Origin of the sequence: Clostridium estertheticum (assembly GCF_011065935.2) — a bacterium.
Lineage (GTDB): Bacteria > Bacillota > Clostridia > Clostridiales > Clostridiaceae > Clostridium_AD > Clostridium_AD estertheticum_A.
Genome location: NZ_JAAMNH020000001.1, coordinates 339,901 through 362,982, shown reverse-complemented (window position 1 = coordinate 362,982; position 23,082 = coordinate 339,901). Strand labels below are relative to the sequence as shown.

28 protein-coding genes are annotated in these 23,082 nt (G+C 32.4%); 3 read left to right on the top strand and 25 right to left on the bottom strand.

Features of this window, described 5'->3' with window-relative positions:
* Nucleotides 1-18: 18 nt before the first annotated feature.
* From atpD to G9F72_RS01625, 12 genes are all read right to left on the bottom strand, one after another.
* Complete coding sequence (gene atpD / locus G9F72_RS01680) at nucleotides 19-1,416, bottom strand: F0F1 ATP synthase subunit beta (RefSeq protein WP_164956907.1); 1,398 nt, start codon at nucleotides 1,414-1,416, stop codon at nucleotides 19-21.
* A gap of 15 nt (nucleotides 1,417-1,431) precedes the next feature.
* Entirely contained in the window at nucleotides 1,432-2,286 is an 855-nt protein-coding gene (gene atpG / locus G9F72_RS01675) for an ATP synthase F1 subunit gamma (protein WP_164956908.1), read from the bottom strand.
* A gap of 94 nt (nucleotides 2,287-2,380) precedes the next feature.
* Nucleotides 2,381-3,898: a F0F1 ATP synthase subunit alpha gene (gene atpA, locus G9F72_RS01670; protein ID WP_164956909.1), complete on the bottom strand. Its 1,518-nt coding sequence runs from the start codon at nucleotides 3,896-3,898 to the stop codon at nucleotides 2,381-2,383.
* Nucleotides 3,899-3,914: 16 nt separating this feature from the next.
* On the bottom strand, nucleotides 3,915-4,448 hold the full coding sequence (locus G9F72_RS01665) for a F0F1 ATP synthase subunit delta (RefSeq protein ID WP_164956910.1): 534 nt from the start codon (nucleotides 4,446-4,448) through the stop codon (nucleotides 3,915-3,917).
* A 1-nt stretch (nucleotide 4,449) separates the two neighbouring features.
* Nucleotides 4,450-4,929, bottom strand: coding sequence for a F0F1 ATP synthase subunit B (locus G9F72_RS01660; protein ID WP_164956911.1), 480 nt, complete (start codon nucleotides 4,927-4,929; stop codon nucleotides 4,450-4,452).
* A gap of 60 nt (nucleotides 4,930-4,989) precedes the next feature.
* Entirely contained in the window at nucleotides 4,990-5,235 is a 246-nt protein-coding gene (gene atpE / locus G9F72_RS01655; RefSeq protein WP_164956912.1) for an ATP synthase F0 subunit C, read from the bottom strand.
* 31 nt (nucleotides 5,236-5,266) lie between these two features.
* Entirely contained in the window at nucleotides 5,267-5,947 is a 681-nt protein-coding gene (locus G9F72_RS01650; protein ID WP_164956913.1) for a F0F1 ATP synthase subunit A, read from the bottom strand.
* Nucleotides 5,948-5,951: 4 nt separating this feature from the next.
* Nucleotides 5,952-6,323, bottom strand: a complete 372-nt coding sequence (locus tag G9F72_RS01645; RefSeq protein WP_164956914.1) for an ATP synthase subunit I — start codon at nucleotides 6,321-6,323, stop codon at nucleotides 5,952-5,954.
* A gap of 682 nt (nucleotides 6,324-7,005) precedes the next feature.
* A complete protein-coding gene (gene wecB, locus G9F72_RS01640; protein ID WP_164956915.1) occupies nucleotides 7,006-8,130 on the bottom strand; it encodes a non-hydrolyzing UDP-N-acetylglucosamine 2-epimerase in 1,125 nt (374 codons plus the stop codon).
* A gap of 80 nt (nucleotides 8,131-8,210) precedes the next feature.
* Nucleotides 8,211-9,239, bottom strand: coding sequence for a glycosyltransferase family 4 protein (locus G9F72_RS01635; protein ID WP_164956916.1), 1,029 nt, complete (start codon nucleotides 9,237-9,239; stop codon nucleotides 8,211-8,213).
* Between the two features lie 77 nt (nucleotides 9,240-9,316).
* Entirely contained in the window at nucleotides 9,317-9,805 is a 489-nt protein-coding gene (locus G9F72_RS01630; RefSeq protein WP_164956917.1) for a deoxycytidylate deaminase, read from the bottom strand.
* A gap of 237 nt (nucleotides 9,806-10,042) precedes the next feature.
* Nucleotides 10,043-10,771: an ATP-binding protein gene (locus G9F72_RS01625; protein ID WP_164956918.1), complete on the bottom strand. Its 729-nt coding sequence runs from the start codon at nucleotides 10,769-10,771 to the stop codon at nucleotides 10,043-10,045.
* Between the two features lie 194 nt (nucleotides 10,772-10,965).
* Between G9F72_RS01625 and G9F72_RS01620 the strand changes: the two genes are divergently transcribed.
* Together G9F72_RS01620 and G9F72_RS01615 are read left to right on the top strand one after the other, a co-directional pair.
* Nucleotides 10,966-11,661, top strand: a complete 696-nt coding sequence (locus G9F72_RS01620; protein WP_164956919.1) for a Crp/Fnr family transcriptional regulator — start codon at nucleotides 10,966-10,968, stop codon at nucleotides 11,659-11,661.
* A 230-nt stretch (nucleotides 11,662-11,891) separates the two neighbouring features.
* Nucleotides 11,892-12,437: an NADH peroxidase gene (locus G9F72_RS01615; protein ID WP_164956920.1), complete on the top strand. Its 546-nt coding sequence runs from the start codon at nucleotides 11,892-11,894 to the stop codon at nucleotides 12,435-12,437.
* Nucleotides 12,438-12,606: 169 nt separating this feature from the next.
* On the opposite strand, the gene upp is transcribed toward G9F72_RS01615, so the two are convergent.
* The 11 genes from upp to G9F72_RS01565 form a co-directional block, all read right to left on the bottom strand.
* The gene (gene upp / locus G9F72_RS01610; protein WP_164956921.1) at nucleotides 12,607-13,236 is read right to left on the bottom strand and encodes a uracil phosphoribosyltransferase; all 630 of its coding nucleotides are present in this window, start codon (nucleotides 13,234-13,236) and stop codon (nucleotides 12,607-12,609) included.
* 28 nt (nucleotides 13,237-13,264) lie between these two features.
* A complete protein-coding gene (gene rpiB / locus G9F72_RS01605; RefSeq protein WP_164956922.1) occupies nucleotides 13,265-13,714 on the bottom strand; it encodes a ribose 5-phosphate isomerase B in 450 nt (149 codons plus the stop codon).
* Nucleotides 13,715-13,793: 79 nt separating this feature from the next.
* Complete coding sequence (locus G9F72_RS01600) at nucleotides 13,794-13,991, bottom strand: hypothetical protein (RefSeq protein ID WP_164956923.1); 198 nt, start codon at nucleotides 13,989-13,991, stop codon at nucleotides 13,794-13,796.
* 98 nt (nucleotides 13,992-14,089) lie between these two features.
* Complete coding sequence (locus G9F72_RS01595; protein ID WP_164956924.1) at nucleotides 14,090-15,136, bottom strand: L-threonylcarbamoyladenylate synthase; 1,047 nt, start codon at nucleotides 15,134-15,136, stop codon at nucleotides 14,090-14,092.
* On the bottom strand, nucleotides 15,102-15,230 hold the full coding sequence (locus G9F72_RS26870; RefSeq protein WP_263486672.1) for a hypothetical protein: 129 nt from the start codon (nucleotides 15,228-15,230) through the stop codon (nucleotides 15,102-15,104). Before G9F72_RS26870 ends, G9F72_RS01595 begins: the two co-directional genes overlap by 35 nt.
* Before the next feature lie 71 nt (nucleotides 15,231-15,301).
* On the bottom strand, nucleotides 15,302-16,030 hold the full coding sequence (locus G9F72_RS01590) for a ZIP family metal transporter (RefSeq protein ID WP_224675917.1): 729 nt from the start codon (nucleotides 16,028-16,030) through the stop codon (nucleotides 15,302-15,304).
* Between the two features lie 116 nt (nucleotides 16,031-16,146).
* The gene (locus G9F72_RS01585; protein ID WP_164956925.1) at nucleotides 16,147-16,740 is read right to left on the bottom strand and encodes a hypothetical protein; all 594 of its coding nucleotides are present in this window, start codon (nucleotides 16,738-16,740) and stop codon (nucleotides 16,147-16,149) included.
* 70 nt (nucleotides 16,741-16,810) lie between these two features.
* Nucleotides 16,811-17,890: a peptide chain release factor 1 gene (prfA, locus tag G9F72_RS01580; RefSeq protein ID WP_187356056.1), complete on the bottom strand. Its 1,080-nt coding sequence runs from the start codon at nucleotides 17,888-17,890 to the stop codon at nucleotides 16,811-16,813.
* Nucleotides 17,891-18,024: 134 nt separating this feature from the next.
* Nucleotides 18,025-18,879: a peptide chain release factor N(5)-glutamine methyltransferase gene (prmC, locus tag G9F72_RS01575; RefSeq protein WP_164956927.1), complete on the bottom strand. Its 855-nt coding sequence runs from the start codon at nucleotides 18,877-18,879 to the stop codon at nucleotides 18,025-18,027.
* A 32-nt stretch (nucleotides 18,880-18,911) separates the two neighbouring features.
* Nucleotides 18,912-19,817, bottom strand: a complete 906-nt coding sequence (locus G9F72_RS01570) for a DUF1385 domain-containing protein (protein WP_164956928.1) — start codon at nucleotides 19,815-19,817, stop codon at nucleotides 18,912-18,914.
* Between the two features lie 2 nt (nucleotides 19,818-19,819).
* Entirely contained in the window at nucleotides 19,820-20,404 is a 585-nt protein-coding gene (locus G9F72_RS01565) for a thymidine kinase (protein ID WP_164956929.1), read from the bottom strand.
* Nucleotides 20,405-20,576: 172 nt separating this feature from the next.
* Between G9F72_RS01565 and rpmE the strand changes: the two genes are divergently transcribed.
* Nucleotides 20,577-20,804 carry a 50S ribosomal protein L31 gene (rpmE, locus tag G9F72_RS01560; protein WP_164956930.1) on the top strand — a complete coding sequence of 76 codons (228 nt, stop codon included), beginning with the start codon at nucleotides 20,577-20,579 and terminating at the stop codon, nucleotides 20,802-20,804.
* Nucleotides 20,805-20,857: 53 nt separating this feature from the next.
* Here the strand turns inward: rpmE and rho are convergent, their stop codons facing one another.
* The gene (rho, locus tag G9F72_RS01555; protein ID WP_164956931.1) at nucleotides 20,858-22,327 is read right to left on the bottom strand and encodes a transcription termination factor Rho; all 1,470 of its coding nucleotides are present in this window, start codon (nucleotides 22,325-22,327) and stop codon (nucleotides 20,858-20,860) included.
* A gap of 202 nt (nucleotides 22,328-22,529) precedes the next feature.
* Nucleotides 22,530-22,874: a hypothetical protein gene (locus G9F72_RS01550; protein WP_164956932.1), complete on the bottom strand. Its 345-nt coding sequence runs from the start codon at nucleotides 22,872-22,874 to the stop codon at nucleotides 22,530-22,532.
* Nucleotides 22,875-23,082 lie beyond the last annotated feature (208 nt).

The following is a 23,082-nucleotide window of genomic DNA, read 5'->3' as shown; positions in this document are numbered from 1 at the left end:
CATATTCTTAAAAATGCCTTATTCACTAGCCATAGTTTTTGCTTTTTCTATTGCCTCTTCTATAGTTCCAACAAACATAAATGCTGCTTCTGGTAATTTGTCATGTTTGCCTTCAAGTATTTCTTTAAAGCCTCTTACTGTTTCTTTTACCGGTACAAATTTCCCTTTCATGCCCGTAAATTGTTCAGCTACAGTAAATGGTTGAGATAAAAATCTTTGAACTTTTCTTGCCCTTAGTACTACCATCTTATCTTCTTCAGATAATTCATCCAGGCCAAGTATTGCAATAATGTCTTGAAGCTCTTTATATCTTTCAAGGATATGTCTAACCTTTATTGTAACATCATAATGCTCTCTGCCAATTATTCTAGGATCAAGCATTGTTGAAGTAGATTCTAGTGGATCTACTGCTGGATAAATACCAAGTTCAACTATTCCACGAGAAAGCACTGTAGTAGCATCAAGATGACTGAATGTAGTAGCCGGAGCAGGATCTGTTAAATCATCTGCTGGTACATATACAGCCTGAACTGATGTTATAGAGCCTTGCTTTGTCGAGGTGATTCGTTCTTGTAATTCTCCCATTTCTGTCGCAAGTGTTGGTTGATAACCAACCGCACTTGGTATTCTGCCTAGTAGCGCAGATACCTCGGAACCAGCCTGTGTAAATCTAAATATATTATCTATGAATAACAGTACATCTTGCCCATGATCTCTAAAATACTCTGACATAGTAAGACCAGTTAACGCAACTCTCATTCTAGCTCCAGGTGGCTCATTCATCTGACCGAAAACCAGAGCAGTTTTCGATATAACTCCTGACTCTTTCATTTCATTATAAAGATCATTACCTTCACGCGTTCTCTCACCAACTCCGGTAAATACCGAAAGTCCATTATGTTCTTTTGCAATATTATTCATAAGTTCTTGAATAAGTACAGTTTTTCCAACTCCTGCACCACCAAATAGACCAATTTTCCCACCTTTTTGATATGGCGCTATTAAGTCTATTACCTTAATACCTGTTTCAAACACTTCTGGTTCAACAGACTGTTCCTCAAAAGTTGGGGCTAATCTGTGAATAGGCATATATGTATCTACTTTAACCTCTCCCATATCATCCATAGGCTTTCCAAGAACACTAAATAGCCTTCCCAGTACTACATTTCCAACTGGTACTGTTATTGGATTACCTGTGTCAACAGCCTCAAGTCCTCGCCTTAAACCTTCAGTACTTTCCATAGCTACTGCTCTAATAATATCATCACCAATATGCTGTTCAACCTCAGCTACAACTACCCTATCTTCCATCTGAATTTCAATGCTGTTATAAATATTAGGAAGACTATCTGAGTCAAACTTTATGTCTATAACAGGGCCTATTATTTGAACGACTTTTCCTATATGTCCTGGCATTGTATTCTCTCCTTTTTACCTTTGAGCTTCTGCTCCCCCAACTATTTCCGCAATCTCTTGTGTAATGGCGCTTTGCCTAATTCTATTATAACTTAAATTAAGTTTATCAAGTATATCATTAGCGTTGTTAGTAGCTGACCCCATAGCTTCCATTCTAGCCCTGTGCTCACTAGCTTTTGAATGTAGCAACGAATTCAACATTTTTCCACCTAGAAATAATGATGTAATTTCATGCAGAGTTTTTTCGTTTATTGCTTTAATATCTACGTAATCACTACTATTATTCTCTTTATTTTCAAAATTTAGAGGAAGTAGCTTTTCAACTTTAACTTCATTTTTCAATGCTGAAATAAGCTTTTTATAAACGATGTAAACTTCACCTACTTCACCACTTGTATACATGTTAAGCGCATGATTAATAATAGTAGTACCTTCCTTTTGAGAAGGAACATCTGAAATTTCAACGTATTCAGCCACAGTTTCAATATTAAGCTTTTTAAATATAATTCTTCCTTTTTGACCTACAATAATTATATTGTAATCTTCTTTACTTCTTTTGACTCTATCAATAATTTCATTTGCTACTGACCAATTAAAGCCGCCACAGAGACCTGTGTCTGAGGTCAATACAACATACAATTTTTTGTTGTTATTATTTCCTCTTATATAAATACTATCCTCTTCATAATTATCGCAAACCTGCTTAATACTTTCCTCAATCTCATATAGATAATTATTGTTAGTATCTACCTTTTCCCTTATTTTTTTATATTTAGATGTGGCGACTAGTCCCATGGCTCTGGTGATCTTAGTAGTGTTTGTTATGGATTTTATTCTCCGTTTAATTGCAAGGAGCCCCATACCTGCCATGTTTCACCTCTCCTCCGCCTCCATAAATATATTATGAAGGCAAATTAATTATCACCTAAAGGTGGTATATTAACTATTTTCTTGTGAAATGTGGTTAAATATTTTCAACTGAAAATATTTTTTTAAACTCTTCTATAGCTTCAATAAGTTGTTTTTTTATTTCATCATTTAATACCTTTACTTCTACTATTGCCTTACCCACTTCTCTATGATGTGTATCCATGTACTCCAAAAATTCACTTTCAAATCTGGTTATTTGATGTACTGGAATATCCATTAGATAGTTATTAGCTCCAGCAAAGAAAATCATAACTTGCTTCTCTACTGATACTGGCATATATTGATCTTGCTTTAATATCTCAATTAATCTTTTTCCTTTTTCTAGTCTCATTTTCGCATCTTTATCAAGATCCGTACCAAATTGTGCAAAAGCTGCTAGTTCCCTATATTGAGCAAGTTCTAGCCTTAAAGTTCCGGTTACTTGTTTCATTGCTTTTGTTTGAGCATTTCCACCAACTCTTGATACTGATATTCCAGCATTAACAGCTGGTCTTTGTCCTGAATGGAATAATTCCGCCTCAAGAAATATTTGACCATCTGTTATGGAAATAACATTTGTTGGTATATATGCCGTAACATCCCCTGCTAGAGTTTCTATTATAGGAAGGGCAGTTAATGATCCCCCACCTAATTTATCTGAAAGTTTTGCTGCTCTTTCTAATAATTTTGAATGAATATAAAATACATCTCCTGGGTAAGCTTCTCTGCCTGGTGGTCTACGGAGTAATAGTGACATAGCTCTATAGGCTACTGCGTGCTTAGATAAATCATCATACACTATTAATACATCTCTGCCTTTGTTCATAAAGTATTCTCCCATACTACATCCAGCATAAGGTGCTAAATACTGAAGTGGTGCTGAATGAGAAGCTGTGGATGCCACAACTATTGTATAATCTAAGGCTCCCATTTCAGACAAGGTGTTAACAATATGTGCAACAGTAGATTGTTTTTGACCAATTGCAACATATATACATACAACATCTTTGCCCTTCTGATTTAAAATAGTGTCTATAGTTAAGGCTGTCTTACCTGTTTGCCTATCCCCAATTATAAGTTCTCTTTGACCTCTTCCAATTGGTACCATAGAGTCTATTGCTTTTATTCCCGTTTGAAGAGGTACTTTAACGGATTGTCTTTCAATAACTCCAGGTGCTTCTACTTCGACCGGTCTTGTCTCCGTAGTCTTAATTGGACCTTTACCGTCTATTGGCACACCTAGTGAATTTACGACTCTTCCTATTAAGGCTTCCCCTACAGGAACTTCAACTACTTTACCACTTCTCTTTACTACGTCGCCTTCTTTGATATCTTCTCCGGTTCCTAGTAATACACATCCTACATTGTCTTGTTCTAGATTCAGGGCCATACCGTATACTCCATTAGGGAATTCTAGAAGTTCACCTTCCATGCATTCATCTAATCCATACACTCTGGCAATTCCATCACCTATTTGAATTATGGTTCCTGAGTCAACAGTATCAATTTTCTTTTCATATCTTTCTATTTCTTTCTTTATTATGGATGTTATCTCTTCTGGTTTTATATTCATAAACTCACCTCTATTCCTATTTAAACATTAATTTTTTCATTTCCTCAAACTTACTTTTTATTGTACCATCAATAACATAATCGCCAACTCTTATATATACTCCACCTATAATGTTTTTATCCAATTTTTCATGAAAGATAATATTCTTATCAAACATCTTGAATAATTTCATGCGCAAATTTTCTTTTTCCGAAGCCTCAAGAGGTATTACCGTTATAACTTCTACGAGTAGTGTATTATTGCGCTCTAAATGGATTTTTTCCATTTCTTTAAGTTTTTCCTCAGTAAACAATATCCTGTCTTTTTCTATAAGGATAAGTAAAAAAGATAAAAGGTCCTCATCAATTCTTCCCTTGAAAATCTTAATAAACATTTTCTTTTTTGCAGAAGTACTTATTTGCGGATATTTAATAACTTTAAGAAATTCAATATCATTCTTCATAAGTGAAACAATTTCTCTAAGGTCATTTAAATATTCTTCTACTTTCCCTTTTTCCTCAGCAACTGTATATAGCGCTAGTGCATATCTTTTATCTAAGTATTCATACATATTAGCTACCTACCTTAAAGATAAAATCCTCAATCAACCTTCTATGTTCTTTTTCATCAATATGCTGTTCAAGCGCTTTCTCAGCCAATACCAAAGATAACTCTATAACTTGTTTTTTAATTTCACTTTGTGCTTTTTCTTTTTCTCTTTCAATTTCGACTCTTGATCTCTCAATAATTATAATTGATTCTTTTTTTGCTTCATCAATGATCTCTTGAGAAATATTTTCGGCATTAACTTTATATTCTTTTACTATTTCTCTTCCCTTTACCTTTGACTCATGCAACAATCGGTCTTTTTCTTCTCTTGAAATTGCTGCTTTTTCTTCATCATCTTTAGCTTTCTTAATAGACGTATTTATTCCATCTTGTCTATCATCCATTATCTTATTTACCGGCTTAATTAAAAAGCGCTTTAAGATAAAAAGCAATATTATAAAATTAATAAAAGTAAATATAATTGTAGATAAATATACATTCATTATCTATTAAAGCCCCCTTCAGGCCTAATTTCAAAATTTTTAATTTTGATATATACCATATTACTTAAACGCTAAAATTAATGCTATTAAAAACGCATAAATAGCTGTAGCTTCTGAGAATGCAGCACCTATAACTAAGGTACTAATTATAGATCCTCTAGCCTCTGGTTGCCTTGCAACGCCTTCTACTGCTTTAGCCGCAGCATTACCTGTTCCTATTCCTCCACCTATACATCCTATTGCTGCAAGACCTGCGCCTATAGCAGACATAGCTGTTATAAATGATTTCGGGTCAATGTTGTTCATATTAATTCCTCCTTAATTTTTAAAACTAAACTTAATGTTCTGCAATAACTTTTATATTAACCATAGTCAACATAACAAAAATAACCATTTGAATCATTCCATCAAATAAATCAAAATAAAAATGTAACGGTACTGGGATAATTAATTGGGCAAATACAGTCAGACTCGCTAAACTTTTATATGCCAAATCTATTATTACTACACCTGCAATCATGTTTCCAAATAATCGAAAACTTAATGAAATTGGCAGCATAACCCGCTCTATTAAATTAATTGGTAATATAAATGCATATGGCTCGGTGTACCCTTTAAAATAGTGACCTAAGCCAATTTTTTTAATGGCAAACCCTTGAACAACAACGAATGTTATTAATGCTAATGCTAATGCTACACTATAATCTACTGTTGGAGGCCTAATACCTATCAGTCCCGTATTATTCATAAAAGTTAAAAAAATTGCAAATGTTGCTATAAATGGTACAAAACCCATGTAGTCTTCACCCATATTATCCCTAACAAGATTGTTTATAGAATCCATAACTATTTCTATTATATTCTGTTTCTTATTAGGAATTATTTTCAAGTCTCTTGTAAAGTAAATACATAACATAGCTACTAAAACTATTATTACCCACTGAACAACTACACTTTGTGCAATTCCAATATTGTATCCAAAGAACCTAATATGAAATAACGGGTATATTTTTTCCATTAAATCACTTCCCTTCAATGTTCTTATTATTTATTCCATAATACAATAAAGATATAAACTGCGAACTATACCCAAAAATATATGCAATTATATTAAACATATTATGTATACCAATGATAAAACCAATGATACTTACAAAAAAAACTCTTATGAAAAACCCTGCTATTATTATCCATGTGTTCTTTGTATTTTTATTAAGAGAATACTCCACTGTAATACCATTAACATAAAAGTTCATTAATGCTATTATTAACCCTAATAAAAAAAATAATGCATATGATTTAGCTGTAAAATAAATCACTGCAGTAAAAATCAAAGAAATAAAAAAATCATACATAACAATTTTTTTAAACATATTTTTAAAATCACTATCCACTTTCTTCTTCTCCTCGCCATGTGCTAACAAATTCAATTATAGTCTACTAATTTTCATAAATAAAACCTAGAATTTCTCAATTTTTCGATATATAGAAGCATTTGAGTTAGTTTTTCGAGTAAAATCTCATTAATCCTCTAAATATGTCTATATTGTGATATATTACGGCTTTTCAAATAATTTACAATTACATTATTCAATTAATTTATTTATTTTAATATGCTTAATATTCTCAATATTCATAATATTTATACTTACCATTTCAATACTGTTGGTTTTACTAACTTTTAAGAACTTTTTAATATTATTTTATCTAGTTAAACATTTACAAAGACTATATAAAAAAAATTAATTGACGGCTGAACTGTTCGTTTTATTAGAACAATTGCAATATTTCATTCTTTCTAGCCCCAAAATTTCTTATAATATCTTTATTATTTATAATATATTTATTTTTACGGGCTAAAAATATATATTAAATTATTCTTATTTTGATTGCTATAAGCTTTAAAATACCATATATCAGGATATACAATACATTAAAGCACCTTAGGTTGTTGTAGCTGAATATGAATTTTATAACATTAAAACTTTTATTTTGAAAGTTTTTATTTGTATAAATACTAAAAAAATAGGTTTAAAAATTTAATTTCTAAATTCTTAAACCTATTTTAACAAGATTTTAATATATCTTAAAATGCTCTAATAGTGAATCTACTATTTTAACAGAAGCAGTTCCATCACCATAAGGATTAATTGATGTACTCATACGATTATACTCATCTGAATTTCTTAGAAGCATGTTAGCATTTAATACAATTTTCTGTACATCTGTTCCAACTAGCCTTACCGTGCCTGCCTGCTCTGCCTCTACCCTCTCAGTTACATCCCTAAGGACTAAAACCGGCTTGCATAGATGAGGAGCCTCTTCTTGAATTCCACCTGAGTCGGTCATTACTAAGTAACATTTCTTCATTAAATTATGCATTTCACATGTATCAATGGGCTCAAGCAAATGTATTCTTTCCTCATCTTTTAAAATGCTGCACGCCATATCCTTCACTAGTGGATTTGGATGAACTAGATACAACACTTCTACATCTTTATTTTCGCATACAACAATTTTCAGGGCATTACATATATTTTCAATTCCAACTCCCCAATTTTCTCTCCTATGAGCTGTAACCACTATTACTTTTTTATTTTTATAGTCAATCTCATTTAGCTCACAATTTTCAAAAATATAGTCTTCTTTAATTGTAAACTTCATAGCATCTATGACTGTATTTCCTGTAACAAAAATAGCACTCTCCTCTATTCCCTCCCTTAATAGGTTTTCTTTAGAGGTATTAGTCGGTGCAAAGTGTAAATCCGCTAGTGCTCCAGTTAGCTTCCTATTGATTTCTTCTGGATAAGGGAAAAACTTATTATGAGTTCTAAGGCCAGCTTCCACATGTCCAACAGGTATCTTTCTATAAAAAGCTGCAAGGGATGCTGCAAATGTCGTAGTAGTATCTCCATGTACAAGCACTATATCTGGCTTCTCACTTTCAAAGATTTCCTCAAGCCCTTGAAGCACAGAACAGGTTATTCCTGTTAAACTTTGTTTTGATTTCATTATGTTTAAGTCATACTGAGGCTCTATGTTAAATAGTTCCAAGACTTGGTCTAATAGTTCTCTATGCTGAGCAGTTACACATACCACACATTGTATTTGAGAATTTTTTTCTAATTCTTTAACTAGAGGTGCCATTTTTATAGCCTCAGGTCTTGTACCAAATATCACTATAACTTTAATATTTTCCACCAGGGTAACCTCCTAATTTAATTCAATTTAAATTATAACCACATGGACATTAGTAATTATTAAATTCAAAGATACACAACTTACTCTTTGTGCTTAAAAATACCATATTTCCAAGCCATTGAGACTGTTATCACCATTACTAGTGCTAACAAAAAATATGCCCTTTGATTACTCATTTGCATGGCTATAATGGCAATCCCACCTAGCGCAGCACTTATAAAATACATAATAATAACTGCTTGCTTTTGACTGAGTCCCATATCCAAAAGCCGATGGTGCAAATGGCCTTTGTCTGCTTGCATTATAGACTTTCCATTAGCTTTCCTTCTAATCATAGCAAAAAGGGTGTCATAAATAGGTAATGCAAAAGCTAGAATTGGTACTGCTATAACAAATGCTGTTGCAGATTTAATAGCACCTTCAATTGAAATTGCAGCTAGTAGAAACCCTAGTAATTGAGAGCCCGTATCCCCCATAAAAATGGAAGCCGGGTTAAAATTATATGGTAAGAATCCTAAAATCGCCCCACTTAACACAGCCGTTAAAAATGCTGGCTCCAGCCTTCCATTAATTATAGAAACTATCATTAGAGTAACGCAGGATATAAATGCTATTCCCGCTGCGAGTCCATCTAATCCATCTATTAGATTAAAAGCATTAGTCACACCTATAATCCATATTATCGTTACAGGAATACTTACCCATCCTATGTTTAGATATGGATAAAATTCTCTAAAAGGATTAGTTAAAATTGATATTCTTATGCCTGATATTAAAAGACATGCAGCCCCCATAACTTGTATTAAAAGCTTGTATTTAGGACTTAACTCTTTTATATCATCTATCATGCCACCAACAACGATTATAGTTGCACCGACAATTATACCTAGTTGGGACTTTGTTAAAATGCCATTATATAAAATTGCCCCTATAACAAAAGATATATATATGGCAAGTCCTCCCATAACCGGAACAGGTTTCTTGTGAACTCGCCTTTCATCTTTAGGAATATCAATGGCATTAACAACTATTGCAAATTTCTTAACTAACGGGGTAATTATAAAAGAAATTAAAGCTGTAATTATCGCTAAAATATAAATATCACTCATAAAAAAACCTTTCTTTCACAAAAACAGTGTTTTATTTGATAAATATAGGTTAAATCATCACCTGCGGCGCTGAGATATTAATATCCACCATCACCTTGAAGTGAGTCATCATTTTCTATCCATTCCTCTACATATACAATTTTATACTGTATTTTGTTGTCTCTGATTATTACTTTTTCTATACCCGAATTAATTATAAATCTCTTGCATAAAGAGCAAGGAGATGCATCATTAACTAATTCACCATTATTTACTTCTTTTCCAATTAAATATAAAGTCGCCCCTATCATATCATTTCTACGAGCTGATATAATCGCATTTTGTTCTGCATGCACCGATCTACAAAGTTCATACCTTGTGCCCCTTGGAATTTTTAATTCTTCTCTTCTACAAACTCCTAAATCACAACAATTCACTCTGCCTCTAGGCGCTCCAGTATATCCCGTAGATATAATTTCATCATTTTTAACTATTATAGCTGCAAAATTTCTACGCAAACAAGTTCCTCGTTCAGATATGGTTTCGCATATGTCTAAATAATAATTATGTTTGTCAATTCTTTCCATAAACATACCTCACATAAATATATTTTAATTATGTAGATAAGAAATCGAAAACTAAATCTATAATCTAATAATCAGTCCCTATCATTTTACACTAAAAAATTAAGAATTTAAAGTGTTTAATATGCTATATATGTAAATTTACTATAAATTTAAAAAAGCATATATTATTTTTCATAATATATGCTTTCTAAAAAACTTAAATATGGAGAAAATATAGTTTTAAACATGGATGAGAATCTAAATTAATGCTCCATTTACACCAATAGTTACCTCTTTATATGGTACTATTATTCCAGCCTCAAGCATAGCTCCTTTTACAGAACTAACAATACCTCCGCAACAAGGTACTTCCATTCTAACTACTGTGATGCTTTTAATATCATTATTTTTTAATATTTCTACGATTTTCTCTTTGTAATACTCATTATCATCAAGCTTTGGACAGCCTATCAATGTTACTCTTCCTTTTATGAACTCCTTATGAAAATTTCCATAAGCGTAAGCTGTGCAATCTGCTGCGATTAATATATCTGCGCCATTTAAAAATCCAGCCTTAGAATTAACCAACTTTAACTGCACTGGCCACTGATTTAATTCTGAAGCTACTGAGTCCTCTGCATCGTTATTTATTTTAGTTGGTACTTTTTTTATGTTTAAATCAATATTTCTTTTTATGGACTTTTCCATTGTACCAGGACATCCACAAGGCAAATTAGGTTTTACACTTTGTTGCTCTTTTTTTATTTCAACAGCCTGAAGGTCATAATCTGCGGCATCTCTTTGAATTATTTTGATAGCATCTGTAGGGCACTGAGGTAAACAATCTCCTAGTCCATCACAATACTCATCGCTTATTAATTTAGCCTTACCGTCAACGAGCTCTATGGCTCCTTCATGACAGCCACTTATACATATTCCACAACCATTACATTTACTTTCATCTATACTAATAATATCTCTTTTCATTTTAACTCCTCCTGAATTTTTTATATATTTTTTAAAGTCGCATTTAAATAACTAGCACTTAATTTTATTACATATTTCATTTGTTTTCATGTACCCCAGTGATAATTTAATTGACTGTCTATACAAATTATATTAGAATTACTTATGATAATATGTAACTCATGTTACCAAATTGAAAATTCGAGGGTGATTTTATGGATAAACTAATAGATTGTTTAAAGCATTGTATTTTATTTAAAGATTTGACGGTTGCAGAATTGCAAAATTTAATTATAAATATAAACTACTCCATTTCCGATAACTGTAAAAACTGTTTTGAATGCCGTACTTGTATAGTGGCATTAGAGGGTGACATCTGTGAATCACTCGGAATTGTAATCCAAGGCGAGCTGGAAGTACAAAAACATTATGCTAGTGGAAAAGTAGTTACATTGGCAAAATTAAATAGAGGGAAAACCTTTGGTGAAGCAATAGCTTTTTCAGAAACAAATATCTACCCAGCCACTATAGTATCTTCTAAAGGAGCAATTATACTTTATATCTCAAAAAAAGATATTATATCTATGTGTAGCGCCTACCCTAAAGTATTGAATAATTTTATGCAACTTCTATCAAGTAAAATTCTTTTATTAAATAAAAAAATTAAAGAACTATCCTTCGAAACACTAAGACAAAAAATATCAAATTACTTGATTTCTCAATATGAAATTCAAAACTCCATAGCACTTACTCTGCCTATGTCTAGAAAAGGCCTTGCTGAGCACCTAGGTGTTCAAAGGCCATCCCTTTCAAGGGAGCTTGTTAATATGAAGGCGGATGGCTTAATAGATTTCAATAAGAATTTAGTCAAAATAAAAGATTTAGAGGGCCTTAATGACATATTAGTATAATGTAAATGTGGAACTTATTTTATTTTTTTCTATACAAATATTAAATTTTACTTGATAATAGTTATCCATTCGTGTATAGTTAATGTTATGGGTAATCTAAGTTCAAAGTTCCTATTTATATAGTGAATTGTATTACTTATAATAATTGTTATCTTACATAAAACAATGCCAGGGGAATAACAATTAATAATTGTTATCTACTCCAGAGAAATACAAGGGGGAAAATAAAAATGAAAAAATTTGTTTGTACAGTATGTGGATATATCCACGAAGGAAACTTAGCACCTGATGTTTGTCCAATTTGTGGTGCAAAAAGTGATAAGTTTGTAGAGCAAGATGAAAATGAAATGGTCTGGGCAGATGAACATAAAATCGGAATTGCTAAAGACGTTAATCCAGAAGTTGTTGAAGGATTAAGAGCTAACTTTGTTGGAGAATGTACTGAAGTTGGTATGTATTTAGCAATGAGCCGTCAGGCTGATAGAGAAGGCTTTCCAGAAGTTGCAGAAGCTTATAAGAGAATAGCTTTTGAAGAAGCGGATCACGCTTCAAAATTCGCCGAGTTACTTGGAGAAGTTGTAACATCAGATACTAAGAAAAACCTTGAAATGAGAGTTGCTGCTGAACATGGAGCTTGTCAAGGTAAGAAAGACTTAGCTACTTTAGCTAAAAAACTTAACTATGATGCAATCCATGATACAGTACACGAAATGTGTAAAGATGAAGCCCGTCATGGCTCCGCATTTAAGGGTTTACTTAATAGATATTTTCAATAAGATTCAATTGAGTAAAACAATAAAAGCAACTTACAGATGATTTTCTGTAAGTTGCTTTTTAAACTTTCAATGATAAGCCACATGAAAATAAATAACAAATCAGTATGCAAGTCTATTTTGCGCCTTTGACTTGTTATTTATTTTCATGCGCCTAAATTATAATAATCAACTATTTAGTGCCGAATAATCTGTCTCCAGCATCTCCAAGGCCTGGTACTATATATCCTTTTTCATTTAATTTTTCATCAATTGAAGCTACATATATATCCACATCTGAGTGAGCATCCTGAATAGCCTTAATTCCCTCTGGTGCAGCTATAAGACACATAATTTTTATATTTATAGCCCCTCTTTTTTTAAGAGCTGAAATTGCATCTATTGCAGAACCTCCTGTAGCAATCATAGGATCTGTAATAATTACATCTCTTTCATTAATATCCTGAGGTAATTTACAGAAATACTCAACGGGTTGCAATGTCTCCTCGTTTCTATACATTCCTATGTGCCCTACCTTAGCTGCTGGTATAATTTCCAGCATACCATCAACCATTCCTAGACCTGCTCTTAGTATTGGAACTATAGCCATTTTCTTTCCAGCTAAAACTTTACATTTAGTAGTACAAATAGGAGTTTCAATTTCTACTTCCTCTAATTGTATATCACGTGTAACTTCATAAGCCATAAGCATTGCAACCTCTTGAACTAAATCTCTAAAATCCTTTGAACCTGTATTTTTATCTCTTATGAACGCCAATTTGTGTAGTATAAGTGGGTGTGATATTTGTGTAACTTTACTCATATATATTTCCTCCTAATATTTTTAATGTTTATTTAGAATATTTTTTCTCAATTTCAGTGATTTTATCAATTCTTTTTTGGTGTCTTTCTCCTTGAAATTTAGCATTTATAAAAGCATCCACGATATCTAGTGCTAAACCAATACCAATAACCCGCGCGCCAAGCGTAAGTATATTAGCATTATTATGCTCTCTAGTAGCATGAGCACTAAAAGTATCATGGCATAGTGCAGCCCTTATACCAGGGACTTTATTAGCAGCTATGCCTATTCCTATACCTGTGCCACATATTAATATACCTAGTTCAAACTTTTCTGCCACTACTGTCTCTGCAACTTCTAATGCATAGTCTGGATAATCACAAGAATCCTCCGTATAAGTTCCAAAGTCTTTTGTCTCAATGTTTTTACTCTCCAGATGCAGGATTATCTGTTTTTTTAATTCTAAACCACCATGATCACTACCCAATGCTATTTTCATAGTAAAACACCTCCAACATATATTTTCTTATTAAAAGATATTATATTACAAAAAAAGAAGATATCAGCATTTAAATAAACTATTTAAATGCCATTATCTTCCTTGTATTGTCCCATAATAAGAATACATTATTCTTTAATCCATCAAAAAACTTTGAATAAATCGGAATATACATAGCATATGGTTTTATATTATTTACAGTAAATATCTTATTGCAAATAGCTTCTATAATATAGCTTTTTCGCATTTCTTCATTACAAATATACAATATATCCATAGTTCCTCCTCATATTCCTCTGGGGTAGGTAACAATTATCAGTTGTTATACTCCTCGTATTCCTCTAGAATAGATACCAATTATAAACTGTTATCTACCTATACATAAGTTATATCAAAACCTGCTGACTTCTTAAGCCTATTCATTATAGCAACACCTATGCCCTTTTCTTCAAATGCTTCCGACAATATTGAGTCTACATCTAAAGCATCAAAGCTTCTTAAAACTTCAAAAAGGTTTCTACCCACAGTATCTAGATGTTTTCTGCTACCTAAAGAAATAACAGTGCCGCAAGGATATTTATCCAACGTTTCATCTGTTGCCATAATCCCTATTTTTTTCTTGCCCATACTATTCTGCACTATTTCATTGATTTTTGCAATAGTTTTTTCTAAATCTCCACATATAATTTTTACTGGGGCTTTTGGTGCATAATGTCTATACTTCATACCAGGCGCTTTAGGCTTAAAGTCATCCTTTGGCTTAGACATTACATTTTTATCAATATATATTTCATTGTCTATTTCTCTTAGCATCTCAATGGTTATAGCGCCGGGTCTTAATATACATAAAGGAGTACAAGTACAATCCACTATTGTTGACTCAAGACCTACCTCGCTTTTCTCTCCACCTAGAATATACTCTATCTTTCCACTTAAGTCCTCAATACAACTTTCCACATCAGTAGGACTAGGTCTACCTGATATATTGGCTGAGGGTGCTGCAATAGGCGTCCCTGCAGCTTCAATAAGCTTTCTAGCAATTAAATTTGAAGGCATCCGTATACCTACTGTATCTAGCCCCGCACTTGTAGTAATCGGAATCAAATCAGACTTATTAAAAATCAACGTTATGGGTCCTGGCCAATATTCGTTCATAATTTGCCTTGCTATGCAAGGTATTCCTCTAACTAAAGGTTCTATATTAAAATCAGCTACATGAACAATAAGGGGGTTATCCTGAGGTCTTCCCTTAGCCTTAAAAATCTTCTCAATAGCCAGCGTATCTAATGCATTAGCTCCAAGACCATAAACTGTCTCAGTAGGAAAAACAACTAATCCGCCTTCAGCTATAACAAGCCCTGCTTCATCAATTATATTTTGATTTATATTATTTTCGTCTATTATTGCTATCTTCGTTTTCATCCTTACACCTCTTAATTAAATCATCATCTGTGAAGCTGTTCATCTTCTTCGAAGCTGCAATATTAACGACTTCAGAAGGAAATTTAGACTCCAACTGGAATTTTCTATCTGTTTAGCATGCAACTCCCACTTATAGAAGTTGGAGACTTTCCTTCTGAAATGTCGTTAAAGCACGTTAGTCATTATTAACCCCACTATTATACCTAAAAGTATTCCCAATGTATTGGTAATTCCAGACCAAAGCTTTTTAGACTGAGGAATCATCTCTCCATAAATCACATATAGCATAACCCCTGAAGCAAATGCTAAAGCACTACCTAATATATTTACAGATATGCTGCCAATATAAATTCCTATCCAGGCACCAATGGCAGTAGGAAGTGCTGTTAAAAATGCATAAAATAATATTTTCCCACTTCTTATTCCTGAAAGCATTAGAGGTGCTGCCACAGCTAAACCTTCAGGCACATCATGTATTGCAATTATTACACTCATTTTCAGCCCTAAATTTTCTCCATTAACAAACCCGAATCCCATTATTAGACCTTCGGGAAAATTATGAAGCATTATTCCAATAGCAACCATAAAAGCTACCTTTGTATATTGAGAATTTGCATTACCTGTTAAGCTGCTGATTTTATCTATTAATACAACAATGATAATGCCTAGTATTAAAAATAATAATGTTCCAAACAAGCCAGTTTTTTCCGTAGCCTCTGGGATAAGTTCAAAAACTACAATAGAAAGCATAAGTCCTGATGCAAACCCTATAATATTTCCTAAGAACTTTCGCGAAGGTTTGTTCATAACAACGCCTAAAAATGCCCCTGCCATAGTACCAATCAAAGCTATTACGCCAGAAAATAAGATTATAAAAGCAACATTACTGTTCAAATTTATACCCCCACTTCTATAGAATTATAATCATATACCTTACAATTCCATATGAGAATAAAGTATAGAAGCGTTTATACACTCTACTTATTTCTCTATATCTAATTTTATTTGTATTAGTGGGGGTTTATGCAGTATTCTCTATATTCTTTAATTTTTTCTATAGCATCTCCTGAAAATATTGCGTCAACACAAGATCTATACACGTCATCCAGTAAAATATATTTTTTGAATCCACCATGTTTAATTATAAAGTAGAAATATGTATCTTCCGGATTATCAATTTTAATTTTATTATACATCTGTGCTACATAAGGGTATTTTTTTAAAAAATTAATATCTATGGGGTAGATTTTTTTATTTCTAAATTTAGATTTTGTTATTATAATAATCTCTAAGTTCTTACCTTGGTCCTCAGTATGAACGAAAACAACTTTTTTGCATATAATAATAAATTTAATTTTTGCAATTCCACACCATATGCTTATTTTGTATCCTTCCAATTTGAAATCAATATATTCTTCATTAAATCTAAGAATCATAACTATAGCAATAAGTAGCTCATTGCAAACTAAATATATCACAAGAAATACATTTACAATCTTTGATGCTATTAACATAATAGGTAGTAAAACAAAAATAAAGCACATCGATAGCATAAACCCTTTGTAAGTTTTTCTTTGCTTTCTAATGGCCTTATTTATATTCATTACTCTCACCTTTCAATTACAATAATAAGATTTCACAAAAGCATATTCAAATAAATAACAAGAAAGTCTACTAATCATTATTCCCCATGGCTTTCATCTTCTCTGCTTGGTCAGCAGTTATTAAAGTATTCATCATCTCATCTATATCACCATCAAGAAAAGCTTCTAATCTATATAATGTTAAGCCTATTCTGTGATCCGTTACTCTTCCTTGAGGATAGTTGTAAGTTCTTATTCGCTCACTTCTATCTCCCGTACCTACTTGACTCTTTCTATCTTCAGCTATTCCTGCAGATCTTTCAGCCTCGGCTTTATCAAACAGCCTAGATTTTAATATCTTCAGAGCCTTTTCTTTGTTCTTTAACTGGGATTTCTCATCCTGGCAAGAAACTACAAGTCCCGTAGGAATATGTGTCATTCTTACTGCTGAATCTGTTGTATTAACACACTGTCCACCATTACCAGATGCTCTAAACACATCTATCCTTAAATCATTAGCGCTAACTTCAATATCTACATCGTCAACCTCTGGTAGCACCGCAACAGTCGCAGTCGATGTATGGATTCTTCCACTTGACTCCGTATCTGGAACTCTTTGAACTCTGTGTACTCCACTTTCATATTTAAATTTACTATAGGTAGAGTCACCTTTTACCATAAATACTACTTCTTTGAATCCGCCAATATCTGTTTCATTAGCACTCATTACTTCAACTTTCCATTTATTACGCTCTGCATATCTTGTGTACATTCTAAATAGATTTGCTGCAAATAATGCTGCTTCATCTCCACCTGCTCCAGCTCTAATTTCTATAAACACGTTCTTTTCATCATTGGGATCCTTAGGCAAAAGCAAAATCCTTAATTCTTCCTGCATAGTATCTTTAGTTTGAATTAAGTCTTTAATTTCATCTTGAATCATATCTTTCATTTCTTTGTCAGATTCATCTTTAAGCATTTCTTTGTTTGTTTCTAAATCTTCTTTAGCTTTTTTATATATTCTATATTTCGTAACAAGTATTTCCAATTCTGCATGTTCTTTGCAAAGTTTTTGCCATTCCTTTTGATTAGCAATAACCAAAGGGTCTCCAATTTTCATTGTGATTTCTTCATATTTACTTTCTGTAAACTCAAGCCTATCTAACATTATTTATCACTCCGTATATATATTTTCACATCTAAACATTATACCATAGTTATGTTCGATATACAAATCCAACATAACTATGAATTACTCTACTTTAGCGACTTAATTCACAAGGCGTAGAGTCCCACTAAAGTGGCTTAATCCATTAATATGCCCTTAATAACCCTATCATTTCCTGATAAATCCTTAATACATTCTATGTTATTAAATCCAGATTTTAAAAGAATATCCCGAACTTCCTCTCTTTGGTCATAACCTATTTCCAAAGCTAAAAGACCACCCTTTTCTAAAACCAGCAAACTCTCTCTTGTAATTCTCCTATAAAAATCCAAACCATCTTTTCCACCACTAAGTGCTATGTAGGGCTCATAATTTTTTACATCCTCCATCAAAGTAGGTATAACTTCTTCTCTTATATAAGGAGGATTAGAAACCACCACTTGAAATTTCTTATTCTGCTCAATAGCACTTTGTAATAAATCACTGCTCTCTACATTAACCCTACTGGCCAAATCAAATCTCTCTATATTTAATTTTGCAACAGCTATTGCATCGTCTGATATATCATAAAGCATTACCACTGCACCTTTAACAAATCCGGCTATGGCTATGCCAATAGCTCCACTTCCACTACAAACATCGCACACTTTAGTATAAGCTTTTTCATTTATATGCTTAATTACTTCTTCAACTAAAATTTCAGTATCAGGTCTTGGTATTAAAACTCCAGGCTTTACTATTAAATCCATACCCATAAATTCACATTCCCCAAGAATATATTTTATAGGCATCTTTCTTTCCCTAAGCTGGATTAGCCGCGAAAACTCATTTTCCTCTTGGTGGTTAAGTTCAAAACCTCTATTAAGCATTATGAACAATTTATCAACATTTAAAACCTTGCCTAGTAAAAGTTGCGAATCTAACAAATAGCTCTCAATTCCAACTTTTTTTAAAATTCCATAGGACTTAAGAAGTATTTCTCCTATATTCATTACTTGCACCGCCCTTCATAATCACGTCCTAATTAATCTTCAATACCCTCAGCTACTTTAAGAGCTTTTATTGCCACCTCTAGTTGCGCCAAATCTGGTTCTCTTGTAGTAAGATTCTGCAATTTAAGGCCTGGGTAAGAAAGAATTTTAGCTAAGGAACCTCGGCTTTTACCCATCCATTTAATAATTTCATAGCTTACACCTGAAATTAGTGGAAGAAGTATAATCCTATACATTATTCTCTCCCCAATTGAATTCCAACCAGTTAAAGAGAACACTATTATGCTGACTATCATAACTAAAAATAAAAAATTCGTGCCACATCTTGGATGTAGTCTTCCAAATTTAGCTGCATTCTCTGGAGTTAATTCAACATTGTTTTCATAACAAAATATGGTTTTATGTTCCGCACCGTGATATTGGTACACTCTCTTAATATCTTCCATTTTGCCAATAAGATACACATATAATAAAAATATTAAAACTCTAATAATTCCTTCTACGATATTCATACCCATGGTACTTGTCCCCATTTTACTAAAAACATTAGCTACTAGAGTTGGTAAAATAAAAAATAACCCTACAGATATAACCAGCGAAATAACAAGTGATACTCCCATAATTATATCATTACTTTTTTCTTTGAATATTTTTTTTATTAATTTATCTAATTTTGAAGGTTCGCCCTCCTCTTCGAAAAAAGAAGCTGAATAGTTTAAAGTTTGTACACCTATCACTAAGGATTCAATCAGCGAAATAAATCCTCTTATTATAGGAAGTCCTAAAAGTTTATTCTTTTTAGTGTAGGACATATAGCTTTTTTTCTCTACCACAATCTCTCCTTGCTCGGTTCTCACTGCAGTAGCAATACCCGCACTTCCTCTCATCATAACCCCTTCAATTACTGCCTGACCTCCAACATTAACATTTTTAGCCATAGTTACACCCCTTCTCTAGGAACAATATGACACTTTCTACACCTGGCTTCATAGGATTCTAACGCTCCAATTAACACAATAGGATCCTCGTATTTAGCTGGCTTTCCATTAATCAAACGTTGAGTTCTAGTGGCAGGATTACCACACACTACGCAAATAGCCTGGATTTTGTCCACAAATTCTGCTACAGCAAGTAGTGCCGGTATAGGTCCGAAAGGTTCACCCTTAAAATCCATATCTAGTCCCGCACATATAACTCTTTTATTATTATCAGCCAGTGTAGTAATTACATCAATTATACCCTTATCAAAAAATTGCACCTCATCGATAGCAACTACTTGTGTATCCGCATCTAATAGGCCTAGAAGTTCTGAGCTATCCTTAACCGGAACAGCCTCTTCCTTCTCTCCGCAGTGAGATACCACGTCTACTTTGCTATACCTATTATCAATTTCCGGTTTGAAAACTTGTAATTTTTGTTTTGCAATTTTGGTTCTTCTTATTCTACGTATAAGTTCTTCAGACTTTCCACTATACATAGGTCCTATAATAACTTCCACCCAACCATGATTTTTTGGTCCATACATACTTTTGCCTCCAATTTTATAAAAAAACTAACTACATGTATTTTATCAAATATACACTATATAATAAAGTCAAATTTAATTTTATTCTTATTGACTTAATAATCAATTATATGATAAACTTGAATAGTTGACAATACGGGTATATATCTATTTTTTGAAAGAGGTGAAAAATATGCAAGAAGGAATACATCCAGAATACCATAAAGACACAGTTGTTAAATGTGCATGTGGAAACACTTTTATTACAGGATCTACTAAAGCAGAACTTAAAGTAGACGTATGTTCTAACTGCCATCCATTCTACACTGGAAAGCAAAAGAATATTGATGCTGGTGGAAGAGTAGACAGATTCATGAAGAAATTCAATATAAAGAGTGAAGTTGAAAACGACGCAGAATAATATATTAATGGAAAAGATTTAATTATCTTTTCCATTTTTTCATTTCTATTATATTATCTAGCCAATACTTCAAAATTCTTATTTAGCATTTCTAAAAACTCTCTATTATTCTTAGTTTTAGCTATTAAGTTTAGGAGTTTTTCTGTTACTCCTGTAGCATTACCTTCTCTATACATTATCTTTCTTAAATTATATATAGTTTCCATTTCAATCTTAGTAAGCAATAAATCTTCTCTTCTTGTTCCTGACTTATAAATATCAATGGCAGGGAATATTCTTCTTTCTTGAAGTTTTCTATCTAAGTGAACTTCCATATTTCCTGTACCCTTAAATTCTTCAAAAATCATATCATCCATTCTGCTTCCAGTTTCTATAAGTGCCGTAGCAAGGATTGTCAAACTTCCACCCTCTTCAATGTTTCTAGCTGCTCCGAAGAATTTCTTTGGCATCAAAAGCGCACTAGGGTCCAGGCCTCCGGATAGTGTTCTTCCTGAAGGGGTTACAGTTAAATTGTAAGCTCTGGAAAGTCTAGTTAAACTATCTAATAGAATGACTACATCTTGCCCTTGCTCTACCATTCTTTTAGCTCTTTCAAGTACCATATAAGCAACTTTTGTATGATGATCTGGTTCTTCATCAAAAGTGGAATAAATAACTTCGCCTTTAATAGATCTCTGCATATCTGTAACTTCCTCGGGCCTCTCATCTATTAAAACAACAATTAATTTTACTTCTGGGTGATTTATGGAGATACTGTTAGCGATTTTTTTAAGAAGTGTTGTTTTTCCTGCTTTTGGTTGTGCAACAATTATACCTCTCTGACCTTTACCTATAGGAGAAATAATATCCATCATTCTTGAAGAAAGATCTGTTGGACTAGTTTCTAGTGTCAACCTTTGTGTTGGGTAAATAGGCGTTAACTTTTCAAAGGGCCTTCTGCCTACAGCCCTATCCGGATTTTCTCCATTTACTCCCTGTACATACAATAGCGCTTTGAATTTTTCTCCCTCTTTAGGAGTTCTAACTTTACCTTCTACCTCATCACCTGTTTGCAAATTAAATCTTCTAATTTGAGATGGTGAAACATAAATATCATCTTGACCTGATAAATAATTATGCCCTCTTAAAAAACCATAACTATTATTTTCGATTATTTCTAGAACTCCTCTTGCCGATCCTGATTCATTTATCATTTCTTGTAACTTTTCTTTTTTATTTTCATTTTGATTTTTAAAACCAGTATCAATGTCTTCATTATTAGGAGTTTTCTCAGTCTGGATTGGATCATTTGAGATTTGCTGCTCTGAATTTTCTATAATATCATCTTGAACTTTAGAAGTGATTTTAGGACTTATTTTTTCTTTTAAAATAACTCCATCTCTTTGCAATGAAACTGGTGTCATCTTTTTTATTTCTTCAATTAACTCATTTTTTTTAAATTTAGAAATGTTTTTAACACCAAGTTCTTTGCAATGTTCCCTCAGCTCAACTACTGTCATATTTTCAAAATCTTTGTTTATCAAAATCTGCACCTCCGAAGGGTATTTTATATATAATATTTAATAAATATCATGGGAATTTAAAAACGTATTTACTATCCAATGATTTTTTTGAAATGATATACTTTTTTAAGTATATCCTATTTTAAAACTTTAATCCACTATATTAAAAATACACATAAACCGCTAAGATCTATGTGTATTTTATAATTACCTACCATTTATTTTATATCATGGCATAAATTTTCTCTATAGTCTGTCTATGCTCATTTACTTTTTTTATAACTTTTTCATTCTTACCAATGAAAAATATAGGCAAGGCTAATTGCTCACATCCCCCTATTACCATATTTGTTTTCAAAAGTTCATTAATATTATAATGATAAGAATGGTAGTCACCGCATAGGCAGCATTTAACCTCAATTAATATTTCATTACCTTTATTCAATTCAACATATAAACATGGAAATCTAGTCTTCATACTCTCTATTTCAAATATCGTAAGTTCCTCCACCTTATATTGACCATTAGAATCCTTTAAAGCCATAGCAATATTCGTATCGAGTATCAATTTTTCCACCTCCATTTATATATTTTTCATTCAATTTCCTGTGCAATAGATAAAAGCTATTAAATCATCGTCTGCGATGCTGCAATATAGTCTTTAATATTAAATTCTATTAATTTTATAAAATTCCTCCTTAATTTTGATTGAAATTTATTGGTAATTTTATTTTCCCGCTAATCTAGATAGCTGTCTCATATTAAGGTCTAAGAAA

Coding starts and splice junctions, on each gene's coding strand:
- G9F72_RS01660 (WP_164956911.1), bottom strand. CDS start 4,929: ATGAATGTATATTTATCTACAATTATATTTACTTTTATTAATTTTATA.
- G9F72_RS01635 (WP_164956916.1), bottom strand. CDS start 9,239: ATGAGTGATATTTATATTTTAGCGATAATTACAGCTTTAATTTCTTTT.
- atpG (WP_164956908.1), bottom strand. CDS start 2,286: ATGGCAGGTATGGGGCTCCTTGCAATTAAACGGAGAATAAAATCCATA.
- G9F72_RS01570 (WP_164956928.1), bottom strand. CDS start 19,817: ATGGCTAAAAATGTTAATGTTGGAGGTCAGGCAGTAATTGAAGGGGTT.
- G9F72_RS01620 (WP_164956919.1), top strand. CDS start 10,966: ATGGATAAACTAATAGATTGTTTAAAGCATTGTATTTTATTTAAAGAT.
- G9F72_RS01595 (WP_164956924.1), bottom strand. CDS start 15,136: ATGAAAACGAAGATAGCAATAATAGACGAAAATAATATAAATCAAAAT.
- G9F72_RS01565 (WP_164956929.1), bottom strand. CDS start 20,404: ATGTATGGACCAAAAAATCATGGTTGGGTGGAAGTTATTATAGGACCT.
- G9F72_RS01650 (WP_164956913.1), bottom strand. CDS start 5,947: ATGGAAAAAATATACCCGTTATTTCATATTAGGTTCTTTGGATACAAT.
- G9F72_RS01615 (WP_164956920.1), top strand. CDS start 11,892: ATGAAAAAATTTGTTTGTACAGTATGTGGATATATCCACGAAGGAAAC.
- rpiB (WP_164956922.1), bottom strand. CDS start 13,714: ATGAAAATAGCATTGGGTAGTGATCATGGTGGTTTAGAATTAAAAAAA.
- prmC (WP_164956927.1), bottom strand. CDS start 18,879: ATGAATATAGGAGAAATACTTCTTAAGTCCTATGGAATTTTAAAAAAA.
- atpD (WP_164956907.1), bottom strand. CDS start 1,416: ATGCCAGGACATATAGGAAAAGTCGTTCAAATAATAGGCCCTGTTATA.
- atpA (WP_164956909.1), bottom strand. CDS start 3,898: ATGAATATAAAACCAGAAGAGATAACATCCATAATAAAGAAAGAAATA.
- G9F72_RS01625 (WP_164956918.1), bottom strand. CDS start 10,771: ATGAAAAGAGATATTATTAGTATAGATGAAAGTAAATGTAATGGTTGT.
- G9F72_RS01585 (WP_164956925.1), bottom strand. CDS start 16,740: ATGAATATAAATAAGGCCATTAGAAAGCAAAGAAAAACTTACAAAGGG.
- G9F72_RS01665 (WP_164956910.1), bottom strand. CDS start 4,448: ATGTATGAATACTTAGATAAAAGATATGCACTAGCGCTATATACAGTT.
- rpmE (WP_164956930.1), top strand. CDS start 20,577: ATGCAAGAAGGAATACATCCAGAATACCATAAAGACACAGTTGTTAAA.
- upp (WP_164956921.1), bottom strand. CDS start 13,236: ATGAGTAAAGTTACACAAATATCACACCCACTTATACTACACAAATTG.
- G9F72_RS01600 (WP_164956923.1), bottom strand. CDS start 13,991: ATGGATATATTGTATATTTGTAATGAAGAAATGCGAAAAAGCTATATT.
- atpE (WP_164956912.1), bottom strand. CDS start 5,235: ATGAACAACATTGACCCGAAATCATTTATAACAGCTATGTCTGCTATA.
- G9F72_RS01630 (WP_164956917.1), bottom strand. CDS start 9,805: ATGGAAAGAATTGACAAACATAATTATTATTTAGACATATGCGAAACC.